Origin of the sequence: Brotaphodocola sp., assembly GCF_050873065.1 — a bacterium.
Lineage (GTDB): Bacteria > Bacillota > Clostridia > Lachnospirales > Lachnospiraceae > Brotaphodocola.
Genome location: NZ_JBNMIC010000012.1, coordinates 25,211 through 49,686, shown reverse-complemented (window position 1 = coordinate 49,686; position 24,476 = coordinate 25,211). Strand labels below are relative to the sequence as shown.

Below are 24,476 nucleotides of genomic sequence, written 5' to 3'. Positions count from 1 at the left end.
GTGAAAAAACATATCATGTCCTTTGTGATAGGACTCATTCTTCTGGCAGGCGGAGGGCTTTTGGCTTATCCGTCTGTCAGCAACTATGTGAATGAAAAGAACAGTTCCCGGGCGATTGCGACTTATCAGGAAGCCGTGGAGGAGATGGGAACAGATAACTACGCAGCGGAACTTGAGAAAGCACAGGCATACAATGCAGAGCTTGCAGCCGCCTACACGAATCTGGCTTCTGCCGTAAGTGCGGAAAATGAACGCACAGATGGCCCATATGAAGATTTGCTGAATGTCGGCGGGACGGGTGTCATGGGCGAGATCCGAATCCCGGCGATCCATGTGGATCTTCCGATTTATCACGGGACAGATGAGGGCGTTCTTCAGGTTGGAGTTGGTCACTTAAAGGGATCTTCCCTACCGGTCGGCGGAGCCGGAACCCATGCGGTGCTCTCGGGTCATCGCGGACTTCCGTCAGCAAAACTGTTTACGGATCTCGATCGTCTTCAGACCGGAGACGTGTTTTATCTGAGAGTGTTGGGAGAGATTCTCGAGTATCAGATCGACCAGATTGAGGTTGTGCTCCCTGAAAAACTTGATCAGATTCAGATTGACCCGGAACGCGATTTTGTGACGCTTGTAACCTGTACGCCGTATGGGGTCAACAGCCACCGGATTCTGATCCGAGGAGCACGGATTGATTACGATGGAAAGATCGATGAGACCGTGGCAATGAGAGGGGCAGTGGAGAATGAAGATCCGCTTCTTGCCGGACAGTCTGTTCAGGGCTTGACACTGTGGCAGAAGGCAGGCATTGCAGCCGGACTTCTTGCACTTGCAGTTCTGGTTGGATTTATGATTCCGGTAAAACCGAAAAAAAAGCAGAATACCAAGAACACTCAGAAGATTCAGACGGACCAGAAGACAGATGAGGGAGAGGAGGAGAAAAAGCCAGAATGAGACGATGGAAATGGAAAACATGGAAAAAATGGACGGCAGTGGCAGTGACTGCCACAATGCTTGGCACGGCGGCTCCTCTTCTCGGACAATCTGTTACACAGCCGTTTATACAGCCTTTCACGCAGCTTTTCACACGGCAGCCATTGACGACGATCTTTGGAACAACGGCGGTGACGGCACTCGCAGCGGAATCGTGGAACCCGGATCGCAAAGTTCATCTGACGATCGACTTAAAGTCTGAAAAAAAGAAGGCGACGATCCATCTCTACCGTGTCGCAGAGTGGGACGGTGGAACCGGAACTTATGTGATGACTGGGGCGTTTTCCGAGACCGGGGAGACGATCGGAGAGATGACAGCCGATGAGATGCTGGAACTTGCGGGACGCATCTATCGATATGCGCAGAGAAATGGGATTCAGCCGGATTTCTCCGGTCAGACTGTGCGCGGCGAATTGCAGGCAGAGGAACTTTCGCAGGGGATTTATCTGGTGGCTCAGAACCGTCAGTCCTTTGACAACGTGACGATAAAGCCCTATCTGATGACACTTCCTGAGCGTGAGGAGGACGGATGGAAGTATGAGATGACGGCTTACCCAAAAACAATCACAAGTAAGCCCGGCGGTGGCGGTGGTGGACACGACGACGATCATCCGTCCAATCCATCTGAGCCGACGGAATCTGTGCCGGAGACTCCGACGGAGCCGACAACACCGGAGATGACAACAGTGCCGGAGACTCCGACAGGACCGGAAAACCCTGATAATCCAGATAATCCAGACAACCCGGATGATGAGAATAATCCGAGAAACAGAAGAAGCCGGACCGGAGTACTTCCGGACTCAAAAGATCCGAACAAGAAGCGCGGACCGAGAAAGGGTGTGCTTGGTGATGGATTCCTTCCGGCAACCGGGGATCCCCGCTCTCTTGCGGTGAGTCTGGTTGCTTCGATTGTATTTCTCGCGAGTGTGACGGGAATAATTGTCCTTCTGAGAAAGCGAAAATCAGAAGAACATCACGAAAAATAAGAGAAGCGCAGGTCAGGACTGAGATTGACTTGAACGTAAAAGAGCCCGAACGAGGATTTCCCTTCGTCCGGACTCTTTTTTGTGGAAAAATATACGAACTCTTTTTTGATCTGACTTTTGGCTTTTGACCGTTGGTCTTTGATGCGGTACATCGCTGATTGACTGCTTGATTCTAGTTGGAGAACATATAAGCGGTAGAGAGCTTAACGCCATCGCTGGTCTGGCTTACGCTGGTGCGGATACCAACCTTGGTGTAGTTGCTGTTTACCATGTTGTTGTAGTGAGCCGGGCTGTCTTTCAGGCTGGAGAATACGCTGTCAGCTGCATCGGTCTGATCGCTTGCGGAGAAATCAAAATCATCATAGCTGATGTAAGAAAGGTTCTCACCGCGATAGTTGTCTGCGCTGATCATGTCACATCCGGAAGTTCCATCAGGACGGGTGTGGCTCCAGTTATCAATAATTTCGTTGCTTCTGATTTCTGCGATGTCATTCAGAGAATTGTCAAGAGTAAGTGCCGGGAGACCCTGCTCTGCACGAAGCTGGTTAATATCGTGTAACAGTTCGGAATCCATGGTCTGAGTCTGCTCAGCGGCCTGAGCCTGAATGGTAGTGAACGGAGCCGTTGCTCCTAAGAACATCATGACTGCGGTTGCAAGAGTAATTAATGTCTTCTTCATTTTCCTTTTCCTCCAATCGAAACGATCGAAAAAACGAGGAAAACTACTAAGGCTGATTTTCATTATTCAAAAGTTTGAAGATAAACAATATCGAAACGACAGAATCGATACTGGCAACTGGCTACCATCCTTAAAAAGGGAAGGCCCTGTAGTTTTGCGTCCTTACTTTTCAATAAGTTTGCCGAGGTAGTTTTCACGCCCTTCATGTGATATAAAAGGCCTGAACCGTAATGTGTGTAGCGTTTTGATTTTAAAATAAAAAAACCTTTTCCGTATCATATGACTGTTGAAGATCATACTGGAAAAGGGACGCTAAAACAAATACATTACAAATGTATCAGGCAACTGGCTGCCATCCTTAAAAAGGGAAGGCCCTATAGCTTTGCGTCCCTGCTTTTCAACAGGTTTGCCGGGTTATAAATACAAATCGCACAGAAACTTGATAAATATCTGCACGGACTGTTTCTTTGTACTTTTATTATAGAGTAAGATTTAAAAATATGCAAGGGGAAAATAAAATTTTTTTTAACAGTTTTTTCACGCGACAAAATAAAAAGTTGAAAAAAGCTGTCGTTTCGCGATCATAACCGCGAAACGACAGCTTTTTCAGAATCATATTCAGAATTATACTCAAAATGATATTCCGAACGATACTTAAAATTGTACTTGGAATGGTACTCAGAATTGTATTCCGAGTAATTAATGGTAAAGCTTTTTATCCTCGTAGATCGGCTCGGAAGTCAGCTGGATTCCGAGGGCGTGGAAGGTCTTCACATCCACAGAAGAGAGCATTACCGAAGTGTGAACCTGGCATCCGCGCAGCAGCGGGAGCTGCTCGAGGGCACGGCGGGCATTCTCATCGCTTGCCGCACACATGGAGAGTGCAGTCAGAACTTCATCGGTGTGCAGGCGCGGGTTTTTGCTTCCCAGATACTCGGTCTTCAAGTGCTGGATCGGCTCAATGAATGTCGGAGAGATAAGAAGAGTCTCATCCGGAATTCCGCCGAGTTCCTTGACTGCGTTTAAGAGAACCGCAGAGGAGGCACCGAGGAGGGAGGTTGTCTTTCCGGTCACGATCTTGCCATCCGGGAGTTCCAGAGCAGCAGCCGGAGACTGAGTCTCTTTTGCAAGATTATTCGCAGCCGGGACAACCGGGCGGTAATCCGGGGTGATCTTTGCCTGCTTCATCAGAAGCTCAATCTTATAGACCTCATCCTGACTGCCCTTATCCTTTGCGAGACGGCCGAGTGCCTGATAGTAGCGGCGAATGATCTCCTGACGGGAAGCCTCCTGGCAGACTTCGTCGTCGATGATGCAGTTTCCAGCCATGTTGACTCCCATATCAGTCGGGGACTTATACGGACAGCTTCCGAAGATTCCCTCGAACATTGCGGAGAGTACCGGGAAGATCTCGACATCACGGTTGTAGTTGACTGTGGTGACTCCGTAGGCATCGAGATGGAACGGATCAATCATGTTGACGTCGTTCAAATCAGCGGTTGCAGCCTCGTAGGCGAGGTTGACCGGATGCTTGAGCGGGATGTTCCAGATCGGGAAAGTTTCGAATTTTGCATATCCGGCTTTGATGCCGCGCTTGTTCTCGTGATAGAGCTGGGAGAGGCAGGTAGCCATCTTTCCGCTTCCCGGTCCCGGAGCTGTGATGACAACGAGCGGACGGGTGGTCTCGATGTAATCGTTCTTGCCGTATCCCTCATCGCTGACGATATGGGCGATGTTGTTCGGATAACCCTCGATCGGATAGTGGCGGTAAACGCGGATGCCAAGATTTTCCAGACGGGTGCGGAACTGATCAACGACATCCTGACCGGTGTAGCGGGTGATTACGACACTTCCCACATAGAGACCCTTGTCGCGGAATTCCTGAATCAGGCGCAGAACATCTACGTCGTAAGTGATGCCAAGGTCATGGCGGATCTTGTTTTTCTCAATATCAGCAGCGTTGATGGCGATGACGATCTCTGCCTGATCTGCAAGCTGGAGAAGCATCTTGAGTTTGCTGTCCGGTGCAAATCCCGGAAGTACGCGGGAAGCGTGGTAGTCATCGAAAAGTTTTCCGCCGAATTCCAGATACAGCTTGTCGCCGAACTGGCTGATTCGCTCACGGATGTGCTCTGACTGCATGTTCAAGTATTTCTGGTTGTCAAATCCGATTTTATTCATCAGTTGTGCCCTCTCTTTCCATAAGGGATATTGTAGCACATCCGTTGATAATTGAAAAGAAAAAATGAAGTGTATTCTGAAATGTGCTATAATGAGAGTATCGTTTGCGGGAGGGAAAGTTCTGACTGGAAAATTCCCCCTGTGATGCTGTAAGAAGCGAAAAAACGGATATGGAGATAAAGAACAGGAGGCGGGCGGAATGGAGAGAACGGTGAAACCGGGAGAATTCTACCGGCATTTTAAAAATAAAATGTACCAGATTGTGGCGGTGGCGACTCATTCTGAGACGAAAGAAAAGATGGTGGTCTATCAGGCACTCTATGGAGATTATGGAGTGTATGTGCGCCCGTATGAGATGTTTATCAGTGAGGTGGACCGAGAAAAATATCCGAATGTGAAACAGCGATATCGGTTTAAGAGGGTTGAAGCGGCAGATCTCGCAGATCCGGGGATGGATTCAGGGACAGCAGGAGCAGATCAGCAAACCGATGGAAACGCAGCAAATCGTAAAACAAGAGAAGAGGCAGCAACTAAACAGATAGAAAAAATAATAAAGGAAAAAGAAGAAACCACAGAGACAAAAGAAAACGGAACAGAAGAGATGCAAGAAGACCAGAGTGATGATTTTGAACTGGTGGATCTCGGGGAAGAGACTGTGGAGGACGGTGAGCCTGACCCGAATTTTCTTCGTTTTCTTGAGACGGACAGTTATGAGATCCGGATGGAGTGCCTGAAAAAAATGCTTCACACCGCCTCTCAGAGAGATCTTGACAGCATGTATCTCGTGCTCGACATGAAGCCGGAGTCCGGTTCCGTCGAGGAGCAGGTCGGAGCGATTGCAAGTTTCTTACGGATGCAATATCGCTATGATGGAAGCCGTCTGAGATAAAAATTTCATCTAAGCTGCCGGGAGCAGATTTGATTGGCTTTATTAGATTTATCGGATTTATCAGTCAGACAGATGAAAACAGATCAATTAGATTTTTACGATTTGCAGGCGGGAAAGGAAGGGACAGAGAGTGTTTAATATTGAAGAAGAGTTGAAGAAGCTGCCCTCCCAGCCGGGCGTTTATCTCATGCATGACGCAAAGGATGAGATTATCTATGTGGGAAAGGCGATCAGTCTGAAAAACCGTGTGCGCCAGTATTTTCAGAGCAGCCGGAACAAGACGGCGAAGATTCAGCAGATGGTGTCGAGGATTGCCCGCTTTGAGTACATTGTGACGGATTCGGAGCTTGAGGCACTCGTCCTTGAATGCAACCTGATCAAGGAGCATCAGCCGCGCTACAATACGATGCTCAAGGATGATAAAGCTTACCCGTATATCAAAGTGACAGTCGGGGAGGATTTTCCGAGAGTGATGACGGCGCGCTCGATGAAAAAGGACAAGAGCCGGTATTTTGGCCCGTACACAAGTGGGGGTGCAGTGAAGGATACCATTGATCTGATGCAGAAAATCTACCGCATTCGCACCTGCAACCGCGTGCTCCCGAGAGATATCGGGAAAGCCCGCCCGTGTCTGAACTACCACATCGGGCAGTGCGATGCCCCCTGTCAGGGGAAAATCAGCCGGGAGGAGTATGCGAAGAAGACGGAGCAGGTGTTGGAATTTCTGAATGGACATTATGACACGCTTCTCGGATATCTTGAAAATAAGATGAAAGAAGCTTCGGCGGCGATGGAATTCGAGAAGGCGATGGAGTATCGGGATCTTCTCGCGAGCGTGAAGCAGATTGCGCAGAAACAGAAGATCACGAGTGAGGAGACGGAGGACCGGGATGTGATTGCGATGGCAAGCGACGGCGAAGATGCGGTTGTTCAGGTCTTCTTTGTCCGGGAGGGCAAGATGATCGGGCGGGAACATTTCGGAATGTCCGTCGGAAGTGAGGAGGGGCGCTCCCAGATCCTGACGGGGTTTGTGAAGCAGTATTACTCCGGAACCCCGTTTATTCCGAGAGAGCTATGGATTCAGGAAGAGTTAGAAGATCAGGACGTGATCGAGAAATGGCTCTGCGCGCGCAGAGGGCAGAGAGTCCGCATTGTGGTTCCGAAAAAGGGAGAGAAAGAGCGGCTTGTGGAGCTGGCACAGAAAAATGCGGCGATGGTTCTGATTCAGGACAATGAGCGCAATAAGAGGGAAGAGGCGCGCACGAGCGGGGCGATGCAGGAGGTTGCCGGCTGGATCGGTCTTAGCGGTGTGCGAAGAATCGAGGCCTTTGATATTTCCAATATCTCCGGATATGAGTCGGTCGGATCGATGATCGTCTATGAGGACGGAAAGCCCAAGCGCAGTGATTACCGCAAGTTCCGGATCAGGACGGTGACGGGACCGGACGACTATGCGTCGATGCGGGAAGTGCTGACGCGACGGTTTACGCACGGGCTTGAGGAGGCCGAGCGGCTCAAAAAAGAGAATCTCGGCACAGCACTTGGAAGTTTTACCCGTTTTCCGGATCTTCTGATGATGGACGGCGGGCGCGGCCAGGTCAATATTGCGCTTGAAGTACTAGGCGAGCTCGGACTTTCGATTCCGGTCTGCGGAATGGTCAAGGATGACAATCACCGGACGAGGGGACTTTATTACCAGAACGAGGAGATTCCGATTGACCGGCGCTCGGAGGGATTTCGTCTGATCACGAGAATTCAGGATGAGGCACATCGGTTTGCGATCGAGTATCACCGGAGTCTGCGCTCGAAAGGGCAGGTGCGCTCAATTCTCGACGATATTCCGGGAATCGGGGACACGAGAAGAAAGGCGCTGATGAAGCATTTGAAATCGCTTGACGCCGTGAAAGCGGCATCGGTTGAGGAACTCATGGAAATACCGGGTATGAACCGGATGGCAGCTGAAAATGTATACCGGTTTTTCAGGAAAAACGAGGATGACAATCCTGCACAGATATGATAGGATGAACGCAGGTTATTAGATGCGTATGATACAATGATGGGAGCAGATTTTGCTGATGCTTTGTATTCCGAATCGGCAAAAAATAAAACAAAAAACACAAAGAGGTTTAGAAAAGGAGAAAAGGTATGTACGGTGTTACAATTACAGAATTGATTAAGAAGATGAATTTGAAGAATGTGATTCCGGAGATCGATACGGACAAGGAAGTTCTGTCTCACCCGGAGGTCAACCGTCCAGCCCTTCAGCTGACAGGATTTTTTGATCATTTTGACCGGGAGCGTGTCCAGATCATCGGATATGTGGAGCAGGCTTACATCAAGACGCTCTCCCGCGAAGTGAAGGTGCAGATGTATGAGCGTCTTCTCACGAGTGAGATTCCGTGTATTGTATACAGCCGTGGACAGATGCCGGATGAGGATATGCAGGATCTCTGCCGCCGTTATCAGGTTCCGCTTCTTGTGTCTGACAAGACGACATCTGATCTGATGGCAGAGGTCATCCGCTGGCTCAAAGTAAAACTGGCTCCGTGCATCAGCATTCACGGCGTTCTCGTCGATGTATTCGGTGAGGGTGTTCTGATCATGGGCGAGAGCGGAATCGGTAAGAGTGAGGCAGCTCTGGAGCTGATCAAGCGCGGCCATCGTCTCGTGACCGATGATGTGGTTGAGATCCGCAAGGTCAGCGATGCGACGCTTGTCGGAAGTGCGCCGGATATCACAAAACATTTCATTGAGCTGCGCGGTATCGGAATCATTGACGTCAAGGCACTGTTCGGTGTAGAGAGCGTAAAGGATACCCAGAACATCGATATGGTCATCAAGCTCGAGGACTGGGATAAAGATAAAGAATACGACCGCCTCGGTCTGGAGGATCAGTACACGGAATTTTTGGGCAACAAGGTAGTCTGCCACAATATCCCGATTCGTCCGGGCAGAAACCTGGCAATCATCGTGGAATCCGCCGCAGTCAACTACCGCCAGAAGAAGATGGGTTACAATGCCGCTCAGGAACTTTACAACCGTGTACAGGCAAATCTGGGACGTGCGATGCAGGACCGCAAGTAACAAAATCACCTGTACTTGCAGGAGAATGACCCGGGGCAGACCCCGCAACGGGTTCTTGAAAAGTTAAAAACGGGTCGATTGGAACAATAAAAACAAGATGGAGCAGGAGAAATAAATGACAGAGCAGATGACAGCGCAGAATGTGGAAAAGAATGTGCAGGGGAAAGATCAGGCAGCGGATCAGAGTCTGGGAGAAAAACTGATGCAGGTTCTGCCGGAGGGAGGACTGCGTGAGAAGGAGCCGATGAGCCGCCACACGACGTTTCGTGCGGGCGGACCGGCGGATTACTTTGCGGAACCGCACAACGCCGATCAGCTTGCAGAAGTGATTTGCATTTGCCGGGAGGCCGGCGTGCCCTATGCCGTGATTGGAAATGGCAGCAATCTTCTTGTCGGAGATCTGGGATACCGGGGCGTGGTGATCTCGATCGGAAAGGCATTTGGAGAGATCACGGTGGAAGAAAACCGGATTTGCGCGGGAGCAGGGGCACTGCTTGCGTCGGTTGCGAGAAATGCGCTCGCGGCAGAACTTGCGGGATTTGAGTTTGCAGCGGGAATTCCGGGAAGCGTCGGCGGAGCTGTCGTCATGAATGCGGGAGCTTACGGATCAGAGATGAAGGATGTGATGGTATCCGCAACCGTGCTGACTCGGGACGGAAAAGTTGTGAAGATTCCGTCGGGCAAGCTGGAGCTGGGGTACCGGACGAGCTGTATCCCGAAAGAGGGATATGTGGTTCTCGGTGCAGAATTTGTCCTTGAGAAAGGAAATCCGGCAGAGATCAGGGAGCGGATGGAGGAACTTGCGGGAAAGAGAAGAGAAAAACAGCCGCTCGAGTATCCGAGTGCAGGAAGCACCTTCAAGCGCCCGGAGGGAGATTTTGCGGGCCGCCTGATTGAGGTCGCAGGACTGCGCGGTTTTCGCATCGGAGATGCACAGGTTTCCGAAAAACACTGTGGATTCGTGATTAACCGGGGAGAGGCTTCCTCAGCAGATCTTTTAAACCTCTGCCGCGAGGTACAAAAGAGAGTCAGGGAGCATTCCGGGGTGCAGCTTGAACTGGAGGTAAAACTTCTCGGAGAGTTTTCGGAAGATTAAGATCTGAAAAGTCTGGAAAGAAGTAAGTGGAAATTCGGAGGAAAAAATCGTGAGACTGGTGATTGTGACGGGAATGTCCGGGGCGGGAAAGACGATTGCCCTGAAAATGTTAGAAGACATCGGATTTTATTGTGTGGACAATCTCCCGGTTCCGCTCATGGAACCGTTTGTCGATCTGGCGCTTCAGAAACCGGCAGCCCATGAGCGGGTGGCACTTGGAATTGACATCCGAAGTGGTGGGGAGACACTGCCGCAGCTTCAGAAGATTCTGGAGGGATGGAAACAGAATAAGATCCCGTGTGAGATTCTCTTTCTGGATGCGAAGGATGAGACACTGGTCAAGCGTTATAAAGAGACGAGGCGTTCCCACCCGCTTGCGGGAAAAGGGCGCGTGGACAGCGGAATCCGTCTGGAGAGAGAACAGCTGCATTTCTTGAAAGAGAGTGCAGATTTCATTATTGATACGAGTCAGCTTCTGACGAGGGAACTCAAGCAGGAGCTCGAGAAGATTTTTGTGGGCAATCAGAAGTACCAGAACCTGTTTATCACGGTTCTGTCGTTTGGTTTTAAGTATGGAATTCCGGCGGATGCGGATCTGGTCTTTGACGTGCGTTTCCTGCCAAATCCATACTATGTGGAGGCTCTGCGCAGCCATACCGGAGAGGAGGCCGAGGTGCAGGCATATGTGCGCCGGGGCGGGACGGCAGATGTCTTCCTCGGAAAACTGTATGATCTGCTGGATTTTTTGATCCCGAATTATGTGAAGGAAGGAAAGAATCAGCTGGTGATCGCGATTGGATGTACGGGCGGAAAGCATCGCTCTGTGACGGTTGCGAGTGCGCTCTATCAGCATCTGAGTGGATTTGAAGAGTACGGGCTGAAGATTGAGCACCGCGATATCGGCAAGGACAAGAGCCGCAGTCTGCCTTTGCAGGACGGCGAAAAAACGTGACCTGCCGGGAAGGGATGAAAGAGAACGATGTCATTTTCTTCTATGGTAAAGGAGGAACTTTCTCATCAGCTGTCCTCTGCGAGACACTGCCAGATTGCAGAGATTGCTGCGATCATCAGTCTGTGCGGAAGGGTACAGATCTCGGAGAGGGATTCCTATTGTATTAAAATTCATACAGAAAATGTGGCAGTTGCAAGAAAGTACTTTACATTATTGAAAAAAACATTTAATATAAAGACTGATGTCTCCGTGCGTCAGGGAATGGAAAATCACAGCAGTCGCATTTACTCGGTATGTATCCGCAGACATGAGGATGCAATCCGTGTTCTTCAGGCGGCAAAGCTGATTGATTCGTATGGAGAGATCGAGGAGAATCTGTCGCTGGCTCAGAATGTGGTGATCAGAAAGAGCTGCTGCAAACGTGCCTTTATCCGGGGTGCATTTCTGGCAGCGGGATCCATCAGTGATCCGGAAAAGTTTTATCATTTTGAGATTGCATGTGCCGCGCCTGCGAAGGCGGTTCAGCTGCAGGAGCTGATGCTGTTTTTCGGATTGGAAGCAAAGATTATACAGAGAAAAAAGTATAATGTGGTCTATCTGAAAGAGGGCAGTCAGATTGTGGATATTCTGAACGTGATGGAGGCTCCGGTTGCGTTGATGGAACTGGAGAATATCCGGATTTTAAAAGAGATGCGCGGAAGCGTAAACCGGAAAGTCAACTGTGAGACTGCCAATATCAATAAAACTGTGTCTGCAGCGGTAAAGCAGATAGAGGATATTTCTTATATCCGTGATCATATGGGATTTGAGAAACTTCCGGATACACTTCGGGAGATTGCTGATCTGCGCCTTTCAAGGCCGGAGGCGACACTGAAGGAACTTGGGGAGGCACTGGATCCGCCTGTTGGTAAGTCTGGGGTCAATCACCGCCTTCGAAAACTCGGGGAGGTGGCAGAGGATCTGCGACAGCGGCATTCGGTTACAGGGGCGTAAAGTCGCGCCCATATCATGAGGAGGATTATTATGTTAAAGAAGACAATCACCATCAGACTTGAGAATGGTCTGGAAGCAAGACCTGTGGCAATGCTGGTTCAGATTGCAAGCCAGTACGAGAGTGTCATCTATGTGGAAAAGGGTACTGCTCGGGTGAATGCAAAGAGCATCATGGGAATGATGACCCTTGGTATGGATGCGGGAGAAGCACTGACTGTCATTACAGATGGTGCGGATGAGGCTGAGGCAATGGACAGCATTGAAAAGTATCTGACGGATGCAAAGTAAATAAATCGGAAGAATCAATTTAAGAAATAAGTTTGAAGAATCAATCTAAAGAAGAATAAGCCTAGCGAATAAGTTTGAGAAAGATTGACAATTAAAGAGAAGACGGGGAGCCTCGACAGTATGTCGGGGCTCTTTTTGCCTTGCATATCGGGGATGCGCCGGCGGCGTATCCACAGAGTGCCAAGAAACAAAAAAGAAATAAAAAAGAGAAACAAAAAAACTGAAACAGGGAAACTGAAAAAAAGAACAAAAAACAAAAAAACGAGAAAACAAGAAAAAAGAGAGAAAGAGAGGAAAAAACGTGGCATTTACGCATCTGCATGTCCACACGGAGTACAGCCTTCTTGACGGTTCCTGCAAGATCAGGGAGTTAGCGGCAAGGGCGAAAGAACTCGGAATGGACAGTATGGCGATCACGGATCACGGTGTGATGTACGGCGTGATTGATTTTTACCGGGCTGCCAGAGAAGTGGGGATTAAGCCGATTATCGGCTGCGAGATTTATGTGACGCCCGGATCACGATTTGACCGGGAGAAGGGCAGCGGAGAAGACCGCTATTATCATCTTGTGCTCTTAGCGGAGAACAATCAGGGATACAGCAATCTGATGAAAATTGTGTCGAGGGGATTTGTGGATGGATTTTACTACAAACCCCGCGTGGATTACGAGGTGCTTGAAACTTACCATGAGGGAATCATTGCACTTTCCGCCTGCCTTGCCGGTGAGGTTCAGAAGAACCTTGCAAGAGGCATGTATGAGGAGGCGTCGGAGGCGGCGCTTCACTACGAAAGAATTTTTGGAAAAGGGAATTTCTTTTTAGAGCTTCAGGATCACGGAATTCCCGAACAGAGAACCGTCAATCAGGGACTCCTTCGGATGAGCAGGGAGCTTGGAATCGATCTTGTCGCGACAAACGATATCCACTATATTCTGGCGGATGACGCGAAGGCACATGACATCCTGCTCTGTATCCAGACCGGAAAGAAAGTCACGGATGAGAACCGCATGCGCTATGAGGGCGGCCAGTATTACGTCAAGTCGGAGGAGGAGATGAGAGCACTCTTTCCCTACGCGCAGGAGGCAATCGACAACACGCACAAGATTGCGGAGCGCTGCAATGTGGAAATTGAGTTCGGTGTCACGAAACTCCCGAAATTCGAGGTCCCGGAAGGATATGATTCGTGGACGTATCTCAACAAACTCTGCCAGGACGGTATGAAAAAGCGATATCCGAATGATGATGGAACGCTCGAAAAACGCCTTGAGTATGAGCTTGGCGTCATTCACAATATGGGATATGTCGATTACTTTTTGATCGTGTGGGATTTCATTCACTTTGCGCGGTCGAATGACATCATGGTCGGACCGGGGCGAGGCTCGGCAGCGGGAAGCATTGTTGCCTACTGTCTGGAGATCACGAACATTGACCCGATCCGCTATGATCTGCTCTTTGAGCGTTTCCTGAATCCGGAGCGTGTCTCGATGCCGGATATCGACGTGGACTTCTGCTTCGAGCGAAGAGGAGAGGTCATTGACTACGTTGTCGAGAAATATGGAAAGGATCAGGTCGTTCAGATTGTCACCTTCGGTACGCTTGCCGCAAAGGGTGTCGTCCGGGATGTCGGCCGGGTGCTTGATCTGCCGTATGCGCGGTGTGACGCGATTGCAAAGATGATTCCCGGGGATCTCGGCATGACGCTCGACAAGGCGCTCAAACAGAGTCCGGATCTGCGCGAGGCGTACCAGAACGATCCGGAGGTCAAAAACCTGATTGACATGGCGAAGCGTCTTGAGGGACTTCCACGCCACACGTCGATGCATGCAGCGGGCGTTGTGATCGGTCAGCGGGCGATGGATGAGTTTGTTCCGCTCTCAAGAGCCTCGGACGGAACGATTGTCACGCAGTTTACGATGACGACGCTTGAGGAACTGGGACTTCTGAAAATGGACTTCCTCGGGCTTCGGACGCTGACGGTTATCCAGAATGCGGTTCAGCTGATTGAGAAGGGATATGGAACCCATCTCGACATGGAGAAAATCAATTATAATGATAAGGAAGTTCTTGCTGCGATCGGAACCGGAAAGTGTGAGGGTGTGTTCCAGCTCGAGAGTTCCGGAATGAAGAGTTTCATGAAGGAGCTGAAGCCGGAGAATCTTGAGGATGTCGTCGCCGGAATCTCCCTGTACCGCCCCGGTCCGATGGATTTTATTCCAAGGTATCTGAAGGGAAAGAATGACAAGGATTCCATCACGTATGACTGCCCGCAGCTTCAGCATATTCTGAGCCCGACTTACGGATGTATCGTGTACCAAGAGCAAGTTATGCAGATCGTTCGTGACCTTGCCGGATACACGATGGGTCGAAGCGATCTTGTGCGCCGTGCAATGTCAAAAAAGAAGACAGCAGTCATGGAGAAAGAGCGCCAGAATTTCGTTTACGGAAATGAGGAGGAAGGCGTAAAGGGCTGCATCGCGAACGGCATCAGCGAGCAGGTTGCAAATCACATCTATGATGAGATGATTGATTTTGCAAAATATGCGTGTGCGACTTGTTCCGCTATAAGTCACTGATGACGAAAAAGCGGCATTGCCCTAATGACAATGAACTAATAAGCCAATGAGTAGAATGATAGGAGTAACGACCTTGAAATGCTCACCCTGATACTCCGACTAGCCTATGTAAGCGAAAGCTGATAGGTTAGAAGCTCGGTGAAGTCGGCAGAGAGTAGTCCTAACGGAGAAGATTATTATTGAGCTAGGAAATTATTGGTAAAAAAAGATGCTAGAGCACACCTGTAATGGACAAGAGAGATAATAAGAAGAGCCGAGGAAAGCGGTCCAGAGGTGGACTGTGCTACCTATATGTCGGGGGTCTATAAAATAGCTATGGTGAGAATGTTCCATCAAGGAACTGACGAACTTGTGAATGTACGGGTCTATAATTTGGTGGCCTAGAAATGGGTCATTCCTTAGAATGGGAGTCTTGAGGCGGTTGAGTAGGAATACGCGTTACGAAAAACCGTGGTGTGTTACAGGCACATCTTTCAGACAGGCTTAAAGCAAGCACCTAAGGCTGTATGTACAGATAGGTTTATTGGAACAAGGAAAGGTATCGGGTTTCAAATTTTTGGAATAAATTGTGAAAGCACTACTAATGTATAAGCAGTTGAACCGGTGCTGAAAAGTAGAGGTCGAACCAATGAAGTTTCTGTAATGGAAATGGAGGGATGGCCTCAAGTCGTTAAGTGATAACCAATACTATTCAATCGCAATAAGGAATGCGAGTATGACAAAAGTTGTCACTCATTCTATATTTAGAAAGGAGTGATGCCTTATGCCAAATGAGAAAAATGAGAAAACTGAAACAAAATCAAAAAATAAAAAGAAGCTATGTGTAGATGACCTACGTCATGCCGAATACTATGGAATGCAAAATACCTTTGATGAACTGTATGAAAAAAGTAAAAGGAATGAAAAGTTCACTGACTTACTTGAAATAATACTTTCTAGAGAAAATATTCTTTTAGCATATAGAAATATTAAATCTAATCAAGGTAGCATAACACCAGGCACGGACAAATTAACAATTAAGGACATCGGAAAATTTCCACCAGAAGTTTTGGTAGAAAAAGTCAGATACATAGTCACTGGTAGTCCTCATGGATACAGACCAAAACCAGTAAGGAGAAAGGATATACCCAAACCAAATGGGACAACAAGGCCCTTAGGTATACCATGCATATGGGACAGATTGATTCAGCTCTGTATCAAGCAAGTCATGGAGCCCATCTGTGAAGCAAAATTTAGTGAAAATAGTCATGGATTTAGACCAAACCGCTCAGCAGAACATGCTGTGGCACAAATGTACTCATTCTTACAAAAGTATCATCTCAGATATGTAGTTGAGTTTGACATCAAAGGTTTCTTTGACAACGTAAATCACAAAAAGCTAATCAGACAAATCAAAGGTATGGGTATTAGGGATAAAAAACTACTAGAAATCATAAATAGAATTTTAAAGGCACCAATCAAAATGCCAGATGGGAATATAATTATACCTGATAAAGGAACCCCACAGGGAGGAATAATATCCCCATTATTAGCTAACATAGTACTCAACGAACTTGACAAATGGATTGAAAGCCAATGGGAAAACAACCCAGTAACTGACAAATATGTCAAACACGATAACATCAGTGATAGTTATATAAAAAGCAATGCATACCGTGCGATGAAAAGCACAAGATTGAAAGAAATGAGAATAGTCAGATATGCTGATGACTTCAGAATATGTTGCAGATACCCTGATGAAGCCGAACGAGTCAAAATAGCAACAACGATGTGGTTAAAAGAGCGTCTAAAGCTAGACGTATCAGAAGAAAAAACTAGGGTTGTTGATTCCAAAAGAACATACACTGAATTCCTAGGATTTAAAATGAGATTACATCATAAAGGTGACAAATTAGTAGTAAAATCCCATATTTGCGATAAAGCCAAAGCCAAAATAGAAAACAATCTTGTAGCACAAGCAAAAAGAATTGCCAAGCCAAGACCTCACTATAAGGAGGCCGGTGAAATCTACTTATACAATACTATTGTTATGGGCACACAGAATTATTACTGTATAGCAACCGAGGTAGTAGCTGACTTAAGCAGAGCACAAAGGCTAGTCATGGCAGTACTTACTAACAGACTTAGAACAAGTAAAGATTGTAGACTAGTTAAAAATGGTAGAAAGCTAACAAGTGTAGAAAAAGCTAGATATAGTAAGTCAAAGATGCTACGATATGTGGCAGGAACTGATGAACCGATATATCCAATCAAATACGTCCAACATAAAAATGCCAAGTCAAGACTGAGAATTATATGTAGATACACAGTGGAAGGAAGAGCAAAAATACATAATAACTTGATGCTCAACACAAACCTTATGCTAAACATGATGAGGCAGCCGTCATACAATAATAGCGTTGAATATATGGATAACAGAATCTCATTGTTTTCAGCGCAATACGGGAAATGTGCCATCACAGGAAAAATTTTCAGCAATACCGAAGAAATACACTGTCATCACATAAAACCTAGAAAAGACGGAGGCACTGATAACTACAACAATCTTGTATTAATCCTTGATATGGTACATAAGTTGTTGCATGCAACGAACAGGGACATAATTGAAAAATATTTAAATATTCTAAATTTGGATAAAGAGCAAATAAAAAAGCTTAATAAACTACGCATAAATGCAAACCTTAATCCTATTTCGATATAGGAAAATAAAATATTAACTACAAAATTTTCTCAATAAAATTTGGTTGATTGATTAAGTAAAAAGAAAACACTTACCGATGGAACGCCGTGTGCTCGGAAACGTGCACGCACGGTGTGGAGCGGGGGAAAAGTTAGAGATAACATCAAATACTTACCTATCGCTATTTAACAAGTCGCACGCAGTCTGCTACGCGGTTGTTGCATACCAGACCGCATATTTGAAATACTATTATCCGAGAGAGTTTATGGCGGCGCTGATGACTTCCGTCATGGATAACATCTCAAAAGTTTCCGAGTACATTCTGACGTGCCGGCAGATGGGAATCGCGATTCTTCCTCCGGACATCAATGAGGGAGAGAGTGGATTTTCCGTGTCAAACGGGGCGATCCGCTATGGCCTTTCTGCGATCAAGAGCGTCGGCAGAAGTGTTGTGGACGCGATCATTGCAGAGCGTGAGGAGAATGGACTGTACACTTCCCTCGATGATTTTGTGGATCGGATGGGCGGACGTGAAGTCAATAAGAGAACGCTTGAGAGCTTTATCAAGTCGGGAGCTTTCGACTCTCTTCCGGGAAACCGCAGGCAGAAGATGGAAGTGGCGCCGGAACTGCTCGATCAGAAAACGAAAGACCGGAAAAATGTGTTTGAGGGGCAGATGAGTCTCTTTGATTTTGCGGAGGAGTCAGAGAAAAAACAGTATCAGATCACGATGCCGAATGTGCCGGAATATCCGAAGGAAGAACTCCTGGCATTTGAAAAAGAGATTCTCGGTGTCTATGTCAGCGGCCATCCGCTTGAGGAGTATCTCGACCTATGGAAAAACAGCGTGACGGCCCGGACTGCGGACTTTGCAGTCGACGAGGAGACCGGTCATGCAAAAGTCGCAGACAACAGCCGGGTTACAATCGGCGGAATGATCACGTCAAAGACGGTCAAGACGACGAAAAACGGGCAGCAGATGGCATTTCTCACGGTTGAGGATATGGTTGGCTCCGTGGAAGTTCTGGTTTTCCCGAGAGACTACGAGAGCAAGAGATCAATGCTCAACGAGGATGCAAAAGTGTTCGTGCAGGGCCGCACCTCAATCGGAGATGATCCGGTCGGAAAACTGATCTGTGAGCAGGTGATTCCGTTTGAATCGGTTCCCCGCGAGCTTTGGTTAAAATTTGCTGATAAGGCGGAGTATGATGAGAAAAATCAGAGGATTTTTGACATTCTCCGCAAAGGACAGACCCCAAATGCGGCGGATACCGTCATTATTTATCTGGAAAAAGAGCGCGCAAAGAAAGTGCTCCCTGCATCTTGGAAAATATGCACAAATAAAGAGCTTCTTGACACATTGAATGAAGAACTTGGTGAAAAAAATATCAGACTTGTAGAAAAGGGATTGAAAAGATGAAAAAAATGATTTACACTAGGCAGTGGACAGTGCGTGTGCACTGAGAGGGCAGCTCGGAGCTGAGGGTGTAAATGATCCGTTGCGTTCACAGGGGGTCTGTGAGAGGGAGCGTGACAGTCGAAGAAAGGGCAAAGCCTACACTATATATACGCTGTTGACAGGAGGAGACTACTATGGCAAAGCAAGTAAAAACGATTGGTGTTTTAACAAGCGGTGGAGATGCACCGGGAATGAACGCTGCGATTCGCGCAGTTGTCCGGACCGCTCTGAATAAAGGACTGAAGGTAAAGGGAATCATGCGTGGATACGCAGGTCTTCTTCAGGAAGAGATCATCGATATGGACAGCACCAGCGTGTCAAATATTATTTACCGTGGCGGTACCATTCTGTATACAGCAAGATGTAAAGAATTTACCACACCGGAAGGACAGCAGGCAGGTGCAGATATCTGCCGCAAGCACGGAATCGATGGAATCGTGGTAATCGGCGGAGACGGTTCCTTCCGCGGAGCAGGAAAGCTCGCAGCACTCGGTGTAAACACGATCGGTGTTCCTGGAACGATCGATCTTGATATTGCCTGCACCGATTACACGGTTGGATTTGATACCGCAGTCAATACGGCAATGGAGGCGATCGATAAGGTACGTGATACCTCTACCTCCCATGAGAGATGCAGTATCATTGAGGTAATGGGAAGAAATGCCGGATACATCGCTCTGTGGTGCGGCATTGCAAACGGCGCAGAGGACATTCTGCTTCCGGAGCGTTACGACGGAGATGAGCAGGCGCTGATCAACCGTATCATTGAGAACCGGAAACGCGGTAAACGTCACAATATTATTATCAATGCAGAGGGAATCGGACATTCCACTTCCATGGCAAGAAGAATTGAGGCAGCAACCGGCATTGAGACCAGAGCAACGATCCTCGGTCACATGCAGCGTGGTGGTACTCCGACCTGTAAGGATCGTGTATACGCATCCATCATGGGCGCAAGAGCAGCAGAGCTTCTGTGCGAGGGAAAGAGCAATCGTCTGGTTGCCTACAAGCACGGTGAGTTTGTGGACTACGATATTCAGGAAGCACTCCAGATGACGAAGGATATTCCGGAAGAGCAGTATGAGATTGCAAGAATGTTGGTGAAGTAAAACTTCTCAGATAAAAAACAGGCATAACGATAAAACTGCCCGGCGGAAGCAATTTCGCCGGGCATTCTTTGTGAAAAAATTGTTTATCAAAAAATGTTTCTTGCGCGAAGTATTTGCGGGTGCGGGAATGGACTTAAATGAAATGGATTTATGTGAAATAAACTTGAAAAGAGAGGAAAGGTGAAAATGGAAGGACACGACGGAAGAATGGTACTTTGTGGTTCTAATGGATACGATAAGAAGTATTATTTTAATGAAGAATTTTCAAATCTGCCGGAATCCATCAAGCGTCAGCTTCAGGTGATGTGCGTGTGGTTTACGGAAGAGTGCGGAGGAATCCTGACTCTGGAATTTGAGGAGGATGGTACTCTGGAATTCTGTCACACGACATCTGAGTACGACGGTTATTACGATGAGATTGGAGCAGATTTAAAGATTAAGCAGTACCGTGAGGAAGGACAGGAACTTCTGAAGGCACTGGAGACTTACTACAAGGTATTCTATCTTGGCGAGGACGTCGAGGACGATGAGGACTCCGATGATGGAGATTCCGACGGCTTTGATGATGATGACAACGGAGCAGACGAGGAATAGGACTAGGGCGAATGAAATTACAGATTGGAAACGTAAAATTAGAAAACAACCTGATTCTCGCTCCGATGGCGGGTGTGACGGATCTCCCGTTTCGCGTACTCTGCCGGGAGGAGGGCTGCGGCCTGCTGTACACGGAGATGGTCAGCGCGAAAGCGATTCTTTACAAGAACAAAAATACGAAGGAACTTCTCGAGGTTGATCCGTCAGAGCGTCCGATTGCGGTACAGCTTTTTGGTTCCGATCCGCAGATCCTCGCAGCGATGGCACACCAGATCGAGGACGGTCCCTATGATCTGATTGATCTGAACATGGGATGTCCGGTTCCGAAAGTTGCCGGAAATGGCGAGGGATCGGCCCTGATGAAGAATCCGAAGCTTGTTGAAGAGATTCTCTCAGCGATGGTGAGAAGCGTGAAGAAACCGGTCACCGTAAAGTTCCGCAAGGGATTTGATGACGATCATGTCAATGCGGTGGAGATTGCGAAGATTGCGGAGAGCTGTGGGGTGGCAGCAGTTGCGGTTCACGGAAGAACGAGGGAGCAGTACTACTCCGGCACCGCAGACTGGGACATCATCCGCCAGGTCAAGGAGGCGGTGCGGATTCCGGTCATCGGAAACGGTGATATTTTCACACCGCAGGCTGCAAAGAGATGCTTAGAGGAGACCGGATGTGACGGTCTGATGATCGGAAGAGGAGCAAGGGGAAATCCCTGGATTTTCAAGCGCACGGCCCATTACCTTGAGACTGGAGAACTTCTTCCGGAACCGACGGGGGCAGAGATCGGAAAAATGATCCTGCGCCATGCCCGGATGCAGGTGAAAATGAAGGGGGAGTACATCGGAATGAAGGAGATGCGCAAGCATGTGGCGTGGTACACGGCAGGTCTTCCTCATTCGGCTTCCATGCGCCGCGCAAGCAATGAACTTGAGACGCTTGAACAGCTTGAAAACCTGTTAAATACGAATGGTCTGGGTTCTTGACAACCCGCACCCTTTGGGATATAATACTGTGATACTTGAGTATGTGAGGAGACGCGCCGATGACGCGTCTTCTGCATGCAATGAGCTAAAATCAAGCTGAAATCAGACAAAAATCAGATTTGAATGACATCATAAGGATTCGTTTAAGCGTTATTTAAGCAAGCATTGCTTTAAGTATTATTCTAAGCATTATTTTAAGTGTTATTTTAAGTATTATTTTAAGGAAGGAAATAGTTATGGCAGACAAGAAACATATTATCACTTATGCGGGACTGAAACAGTATGAGGATGAGCTTCAGGATCTGAAGGTAAATCGTCGTCGTGAGGTTGCACAGAAGATCAAGGAAGCAAGAGAGCAGGGCGATCTGTCTGAGAACGCTGAGTATGATGCTGCAAAGGATGAGCAGAGAGACATCGAGCTGCGAATCGAGGAGCTGGAGAAGCTTCTGAAAAATGCAGAGGTTGTAGACGAGGATGAGGTAGATCTGGACAAGATCAGCATCGGCTGCAAAGTGAAAGTATATGATGTTGATTTTGATGAGGAGATGGAGTTCAAGATCGTTGGTTCTACCGAGGCAAACAGCCTTCAGAACAAGATTTCCAATGAGTCTCCGGTAGGAAGAGCACTGCTTGGAAAGCGCGTTGGCGATGTCGTTGACGTTGAGACTCAGGCAGGAATTATTCAGTACAAAGTGCTGGAGATCCAGAGAGTATCCTAATCAGATTTTTCTGATCAGATTTTTGCTCCCGCTCTAATGAATCGGGGGAAGAAAGTCGAATAAATAAAAACAAAATCTGATAAAGAATAAATAAAACAGAAGATTAAAGTTTTGACAAAGGTGACAGACATGCTGTCGGGAGTTTAAGCTGTGACGATGCAGGGAAATTCGCATTCTGCGCACAGGGACAGTGGACGATGACAGGCGGCATGAAGGGAAATAACAGGCAAAGGAGATAGAAATGGCAGAGCAGAATCAGAACGCAAAGCAGGCACAGGAGCCGGATGTTCACCAGCTTCTGAAGGTTCGCCGCGAGAAGCTGGCAGAACTGCAGGCAGCAGACAAGGATCCGTTTAAGATCACAAAGTATGATGTGACCGTACACAGCACGGATGTAAAGGAAAATTACAGTGAGTGGGAAGGAAAAGAGGTATCCATCGCAGGACGTGTAATGTCCAAGCGTGTGATGGGTAAAGCATCTTTCTGCAACGTTCAGGATCTGAAGGGCAACATTCAGTGTTATGTATGCCGTGATGACCTTGGCGAGGATGCATACAAAGATTTCAAGCGCATGGATATCGGTGATATCGTCGGAATCCGCGGTCTGGTATTCACCACAAAGATGGGTGAGATTTCCATTCACGCACATTCTGTGACCCTGCTGTCCAAGAGCCTGCAGATTCTGCCGGAGAAGTATCACGGTCTGACCAACACAGATACCCGTTATCGTCAGCGTTATGTGGACCTGATCATGAACGAGGATGTGCGCAAGACTTTCGTGATGCGTTCCCGTATCATCAGCTGCATCCGTCGTTATCTCGACAATCTGGGCTTCTTAGAGGTTGAGACTCCGATGCTTGTTGCAAATGCAGGCGGTGCTGCTGCAAGACCGTTTGAGACCCATTACAACGCACTGGATGAGGATGTAAAGCTTCGTATTTCCCTTGAGCTGTACTTAAAGCGTCTGATCGTCGGCGGTATGGAGAAGGTTTACGAGATCGGCCGTGTATTCCGTAACGAGGGTCTTGATACCCGTCACAATCCGGAGTTCACCCTGATGGAGCTGTATCAGGCATACACCGATTACTATGGCATGATGGATCTGACCGAGAATATGTTCCGCCACATTGCAAATGAGGTGTGCGGTACCACAAAGATCCCGTATGCAGAGGTTGAGATTGATCTTGGAAAGCCGTTTGAGCGCCTGACCATGATCGATGCAATCAAAAAGTACACCGGAATTGATTTCAACGAGATCAAGACCACTGAGGAAGCAAAGAAGCTGGCAGACGAGAAGGACATCCACTATGAGGAGCGTCACGTTCGCGGCGACATCATCAACCTCTTCTTCGAGGAGTTTGTTGAGGAGCATCTGATTCAGCCGACCTTCATCATGGATCATCCGATTGAGATCTCTCCGCTGACCAAGAAGAAGCCGGATCATCCGGAGCAGGTAGAGCGTTTCGAGCTGTTCATCTACGGAAGAGAGATGTGTAACGCATACTCCGAGCTGAACGATCCGATCGACCAGAGAGAGCGTTTCAAGGCACAGGAGGCTGCACTTGCAGCTGGTGATGAGGAAGCAAATACCACCGATGAGGACTTCCTGAATGCACTTGAGATCGGTATGCCTCCGACAGGCGGTATCGGATACGGAATTGACCGTCTGGTTATGCTGTTCACCAACAGCCCGGCAATCCGTGACGTTCTGCTCTTCCCGACGATGAAGTCCTTAGATGCAGGAAAGAAGTCCGCAGATAAGGCCGGCGAGAAGGAAGCTGCTGGCGACAACAATGGTTTCTTCACTCCGAACGAGAAGATCGATTTCTCCAACGTGAAGATTGAGCCGCTGTTTGAGGAGCAGGTAGATTTTGATACGTTCAGCAAGTCTGATTTCCGTGCCGTAAAGGTAAAGGCGTGTGAGGCTGTGAAGAAGTCCAAGAAGCTGCTTCAGTTCACCCTTGATGACGGAACCGGCAAGGACCGCACCATCCTCAGCGGAATCCATGCTTACTATGAGCCGGAAGAGCTGGTTGGCAAGACCCTTGTGGCAATCACCAATCTGCCGCCGCGCGCAATGATGGGCATTGAGTCCTGCGGTATGCTGCTCTCCGCAGTATGCGAGGAGAACGGCGAGGAGAAGCTGAATCTGCTGATGGTAGACAATCACATCCCGGCAGGTGCAAAGCTGTACTAAAATCGTCTTCTGAGTTGTATGCTCCGCG

17 protein-coding genes, 2 pseudogenes and 2 riboswitches are annotated in these 24,476 nt (G+C 48.1%); of the genes and pseudogenes, 17 read left to right on the top strand and 2 right to left on the bottom strand.

From position 1 onward, the window contains the following. Positions 1-951 (top strand): class C sortase, encoded by a 951-nt coding sequence (locus ACR0QE_RS05205; RefSeq protein WP_432627299.1) that lies wholly within the window; start codon positions 1-3, stop codon positions 949-951. Then, a complete protein-coding gene (locus ACR0QE_RS05200; RefSeq protein ID WP_432627298.1) occupies positions 948-1,976 on the top strand; it encodes a hypothetical protein in 1,029 nt (342 codons plus the stop codon). The genes ACR0QE_RS05205 and ACR0QE_RS05200 overlap by 4 nt, the downstream gene beginning before the upstream one ends. Positions 1,977-2,148: 172 nt before the next feature. Here the strand turns inward: ACR0QE_RS05200 and ACR0QE_RS05195 are convergent, their stop codons facing one another. Then, the gene (locus tag ACR0QE_RS05195; protein ID WP_432627297.1) at positions 2,149-2,655 is read right to left on the bottom strand and encodes a CAP domain-containing protein; all 507 of its coding nucleotides are present in this window, start codon (positions 2,653-2,655) and stop codon (positions 2,149-2,151) included. 109 nt (positions 2,656-2,764) lie between these two features. Next, positions 2,765-2,848: riboswitch (cyclic di-GMP riboswitch) on the bottom strand. A 144-nt stretch (positions 2,849-2,992) separates the two neighbouring features. Beyond that, a riboswitch (cyclic di-GMP riboswitch) is annotated at positions 2,993-3,076 on the bottom strand. A 278-nt stretch (positions 3,077-3,354) separates the two neighbouring features. Further along, positions 3,355-4,836 carry a DUF1846 domain-containing protein gene (locus ACR0QE_RS05190; RefSeq protein WP_432627296.1) on the bottom strand — a complete coding sequence of 494 codons (1,482 nt, stop codon included), beginning with the start codon at positions 4,834-4,836 and terminating at the stop codon, positions 3,355-3,357. Between the two features lie 199 nt (positions 4,837-5,035). Here ACR0QE_RS05190 and ACR0QE_RS05185 point away from each other — a divergent pair, with 199 nt between their 5' ends. The 15 genes and pseudogenes from ACR0QE_RS05185 (at position 5,036) to lysS (ending at position 24,448) form a co-directional block, all read left to right on the top strand. Next, positions 5,036-5,725 (top strand): DUF1653 domain-containing protein, encoded by a 690-nt coding sequence (locus tag ACR0QE_RS05185; RefSeq protein ID WP_432627295.1) that lies wholly within the window; start codon positions 5,036-5,038, stop codon positions 5,723-5,725. A gap of 130 nt (positions 5,726-5,855) precedes the next feature. Next, entirely contained in the window at positions 5,856-7,742 is a 1,887-nt protein-coding gene (gene uvrC, locus ACR0QE_RS05180; protein WP_432627294.1) for an excinuclease ABC subunit UvrC, read from the top strand. A 128-nt stretch (positions 7,743-7,870) separates the two neighbouring features. Beyond that, a complete protein-coding gene (hprK, locus tag ACR0QE_RS05175) occupies positions 7,871-8,809 on the top strand; it encodes an HPr(Ser) kinase/phosphatase (RefSeq protein WP_432627293.1) in 939 nt (312 codons plus the stop codon). Positions 8,810-9,011: 202 nt separating this feature from the next. Further along, a complete protein-coding gene (gene murB / locus ACR0QE_RS05170; RefSeq protein ID WP_432627310.1) occupies positions 9,012-9,905 on the top strand; it encodes a UDP-N-acetylmuramate dehydrogenase in 894 nt (297 codons plus the stop codon). A 49-nt stretch (positions 9,906-9,954) separates the two neighbouring features. Continuing rightward, complete coding sequence (gene rapZ / locus ACR0QE_RS05165) at positions 9,955-10,857, top strand: RNase adapter RapZ (protein WP_432627292.1); 903 nt, start codon at positions 9,955-9,957, stop codon at positions 10,855-10,857. Positions 10,858-10,884: 27 nt separating this feature from the next. Continuing rightward, on the top strand, positions 10,885-11,850 hold the full coding sequence (whiA, locus tag ACR0QE_RS05160) for a DNA-binding protein WhiA (RefSeq protein WP_432627291.1): 966 nt from the start codon (positions 10,885-10,887) through the stop codon (positions 11,848-11,850). A gap of 30 nt (positions 11,851-11,880) precedes the next feature. Next, a complete protein-coding gene (locus ACR0QE_RS05155) occupies positions 11,881-12,138 on the top strand; it encodes an HPr family phosphocarrier protein (protein WP_177977488.1) in 258 nt (85 codons plus the stop codon). Between the two features lie 301 nt (positions 12,139-12,439). Next, positions 12,440-14,701: pseudogene (locus ACR0QE_RS05150) on the top strand (DNA polymerase III subunit alpha); the annotation flags it as partial. A gap of 772 nt (positions 14,702-15,473) precedes the next feature. Continuing rightward, entirely contained in the window at positions 15,474-17,411 is a 1,938-nt protein-coding gene (gene ltrA, locus ACR0QE_RS05145; protein WP_432627290.1) for a group II intron reverse transcriptase/maturase, read from the top strand. A gap of 163 nt (positions 17,412-17,574) precedes the next feature. Further along, positions 17,575-18,810: pseudogene (locus tag ACR0QE_RS05140) on the top strand (OB-fold nucleic acid binding domain-containing protein); the annotation flags it as partial. A 173-nt stretch (positions 18,811-18,983) separates the two neighbouring features. Continuing rightward, positions 18,984-19,958, top strand: a complete 975-nt coding sequence (gene pfkA, locus ACR0QE_RS05135) for a 6-phosphofructokinase (RefSeq protein WP_432627289.1) — start codon at positions 18,984-18,986, stop codon at positions 19,956-19,958. A 186-nt stretch (positions 19,959-20,144) separates the two neighbouring features. Beyond that, positions 20,145-20,552, top strand: a complete 408-nt coding sequence (locus ACR0QE_RS05130; protein WP_432627309.1) for a DUF6145 family protein — start codon at positions 20,145-20,147, stop codon at positions 20,550-20,552. Positions 20,553-20,563: 11 nt separating this feature from the next. Further along, entirely contained in the window at positions 20,564-21,532 is a 969-nt protein-coding gene (gene dusB / locus ACR0QE_RS05125; protein ID WP_432627288.1) for a tRNA dihydrouridine synthase DusB, read from the top strand. 236 nt (positions 21,533-21,768) lie between these two features. Then, positions 21,769-22,251: a transcription elongation factor GreA gene (gene greA / locus ACR0QE_RS05120; protein ID WP_177977492.1), complete on the top strand. Its 483-nt coding sequence runs from the start codon at positions 21,769-21,771 to the stop codon at positions 22,249-22,251. A 241-nt stretch (positions 22,252-22,492) separates the two neighbouring features. Beyond that, positions 22,493-24,448, top strand: a complete 1,956-nt coding sequence (gene lysS / locus ACR0QE_RS05115; RefSeq protein ID WP_432627287.1) for a lysine--tRNA ligase — start codon at positions 22,493-22,495, stop codon at positions 24,446-24,448. The last annotated feature ends 28 nt before the right edge of the window (positions 24,449-24,476 follow it).

What these genes read in the sequence shown, in the direction of transcription:
- ACR0QE_RS05200 (WP_432627298.1), top strand. Translation starts at nt 948, where the DNA reads ATGAGACGATGGAAATGGAAAACATGGAAAAAATGGACGGCAGTGGCA.
- murB (WP_432627310.1), top strand. Translation starts at nt 9,012, where the DNA reads ATGCAGGTTCTGCCGGAGGGAGGACTGCGTGAGAAGGAGCCGATGAGC.
- whiA (WP_432627291.1), top strand. Translation starts at nt 10,885, where the DNA reads ATGTCATTTTCTTCTATGGTAAAGGAGGAACTTTCTCATCAGCTGTCC.
- ACR0QE_RS05130 (WP_432627309.1), top strand. Translation starts at nt 20,145, where the DNA reads ATGGAAGGACACGACGGAAGAATGGTACTTTGTGGTTCTAATGGATAC.
- dusB (WP_432627288.1), top strand. Translation starts at nt 20,564, where the DNA reads ATGAAATTACAGATTGGAAACGTAAAATTAGAAAACAACCTGATTCTC.
- lysS (WP_432627287.1), top strand. Translation starts at nt 22,493, where the DNA reads ATGGCAGAGCAGAATCAGAACGCAAAGCAGGCACAGGAGCCGGATGTT.
- ACR0QE_RS05195 (WP_432627297.1), bottom strand. Translation starts at nt 2,655, where the DNA reads ATGAAGAAGACATTAATTACTCTTGCAACCGCAGTCATGATGTTCTTA.
- ltrA (WP_432627290.1), top strand. Translation starts at nt 15,474, where the DNA reads ATGCCAAATGAGAAAAATGAGAAAACTGAAACAAAATCAAAAAATAAA.
- hprK (WP_432627293.1), top strand. Translation starts at nt 7,871, where the DNA reads ATGTACGGTGTTACAATTACAGAATTGATTAAGAAGATGAATTTGAAG.
- pfkA (WP_432627289.1), top strand. Translation starts at nt 18,984, where the DNA reads ATGGCAAAGCAAGTAAAAACGATTGGTGTTTTAACAAGCGGTGGAGAT.
- ACR0QE_RS05155 (WP_177977488.1), top strand. Translation starts at nt 11,881, where the DNA reads ATGTTAAAGAAGACAATCACCATCAGACTTGAGAATGGTCTGGAAGCA.
- ACR0QE_RS05190 (WP_432627296.1), bottom strand. Translation starts at nt 4,836, where the DNA reads ATGAATAAAATCGGATTTGACAACCAGAAATACTTGAACATGCAGTCA.
- ACR0QE_RS05185 (WP_432627295.1), top strand. Translation starts at nt 5,036, where the DNA reads ATGGAGAGAACGGTGAAACCGGGAGAATTCTACCGGCATTTTAAAAAT.
- greA (WP_177977492.1), top strand. Translation starts at nt 21,769, where the DNA reads ATGGCAGACAAGAAACATATTATCACTTATGCGGGACTGAAACAGTAT.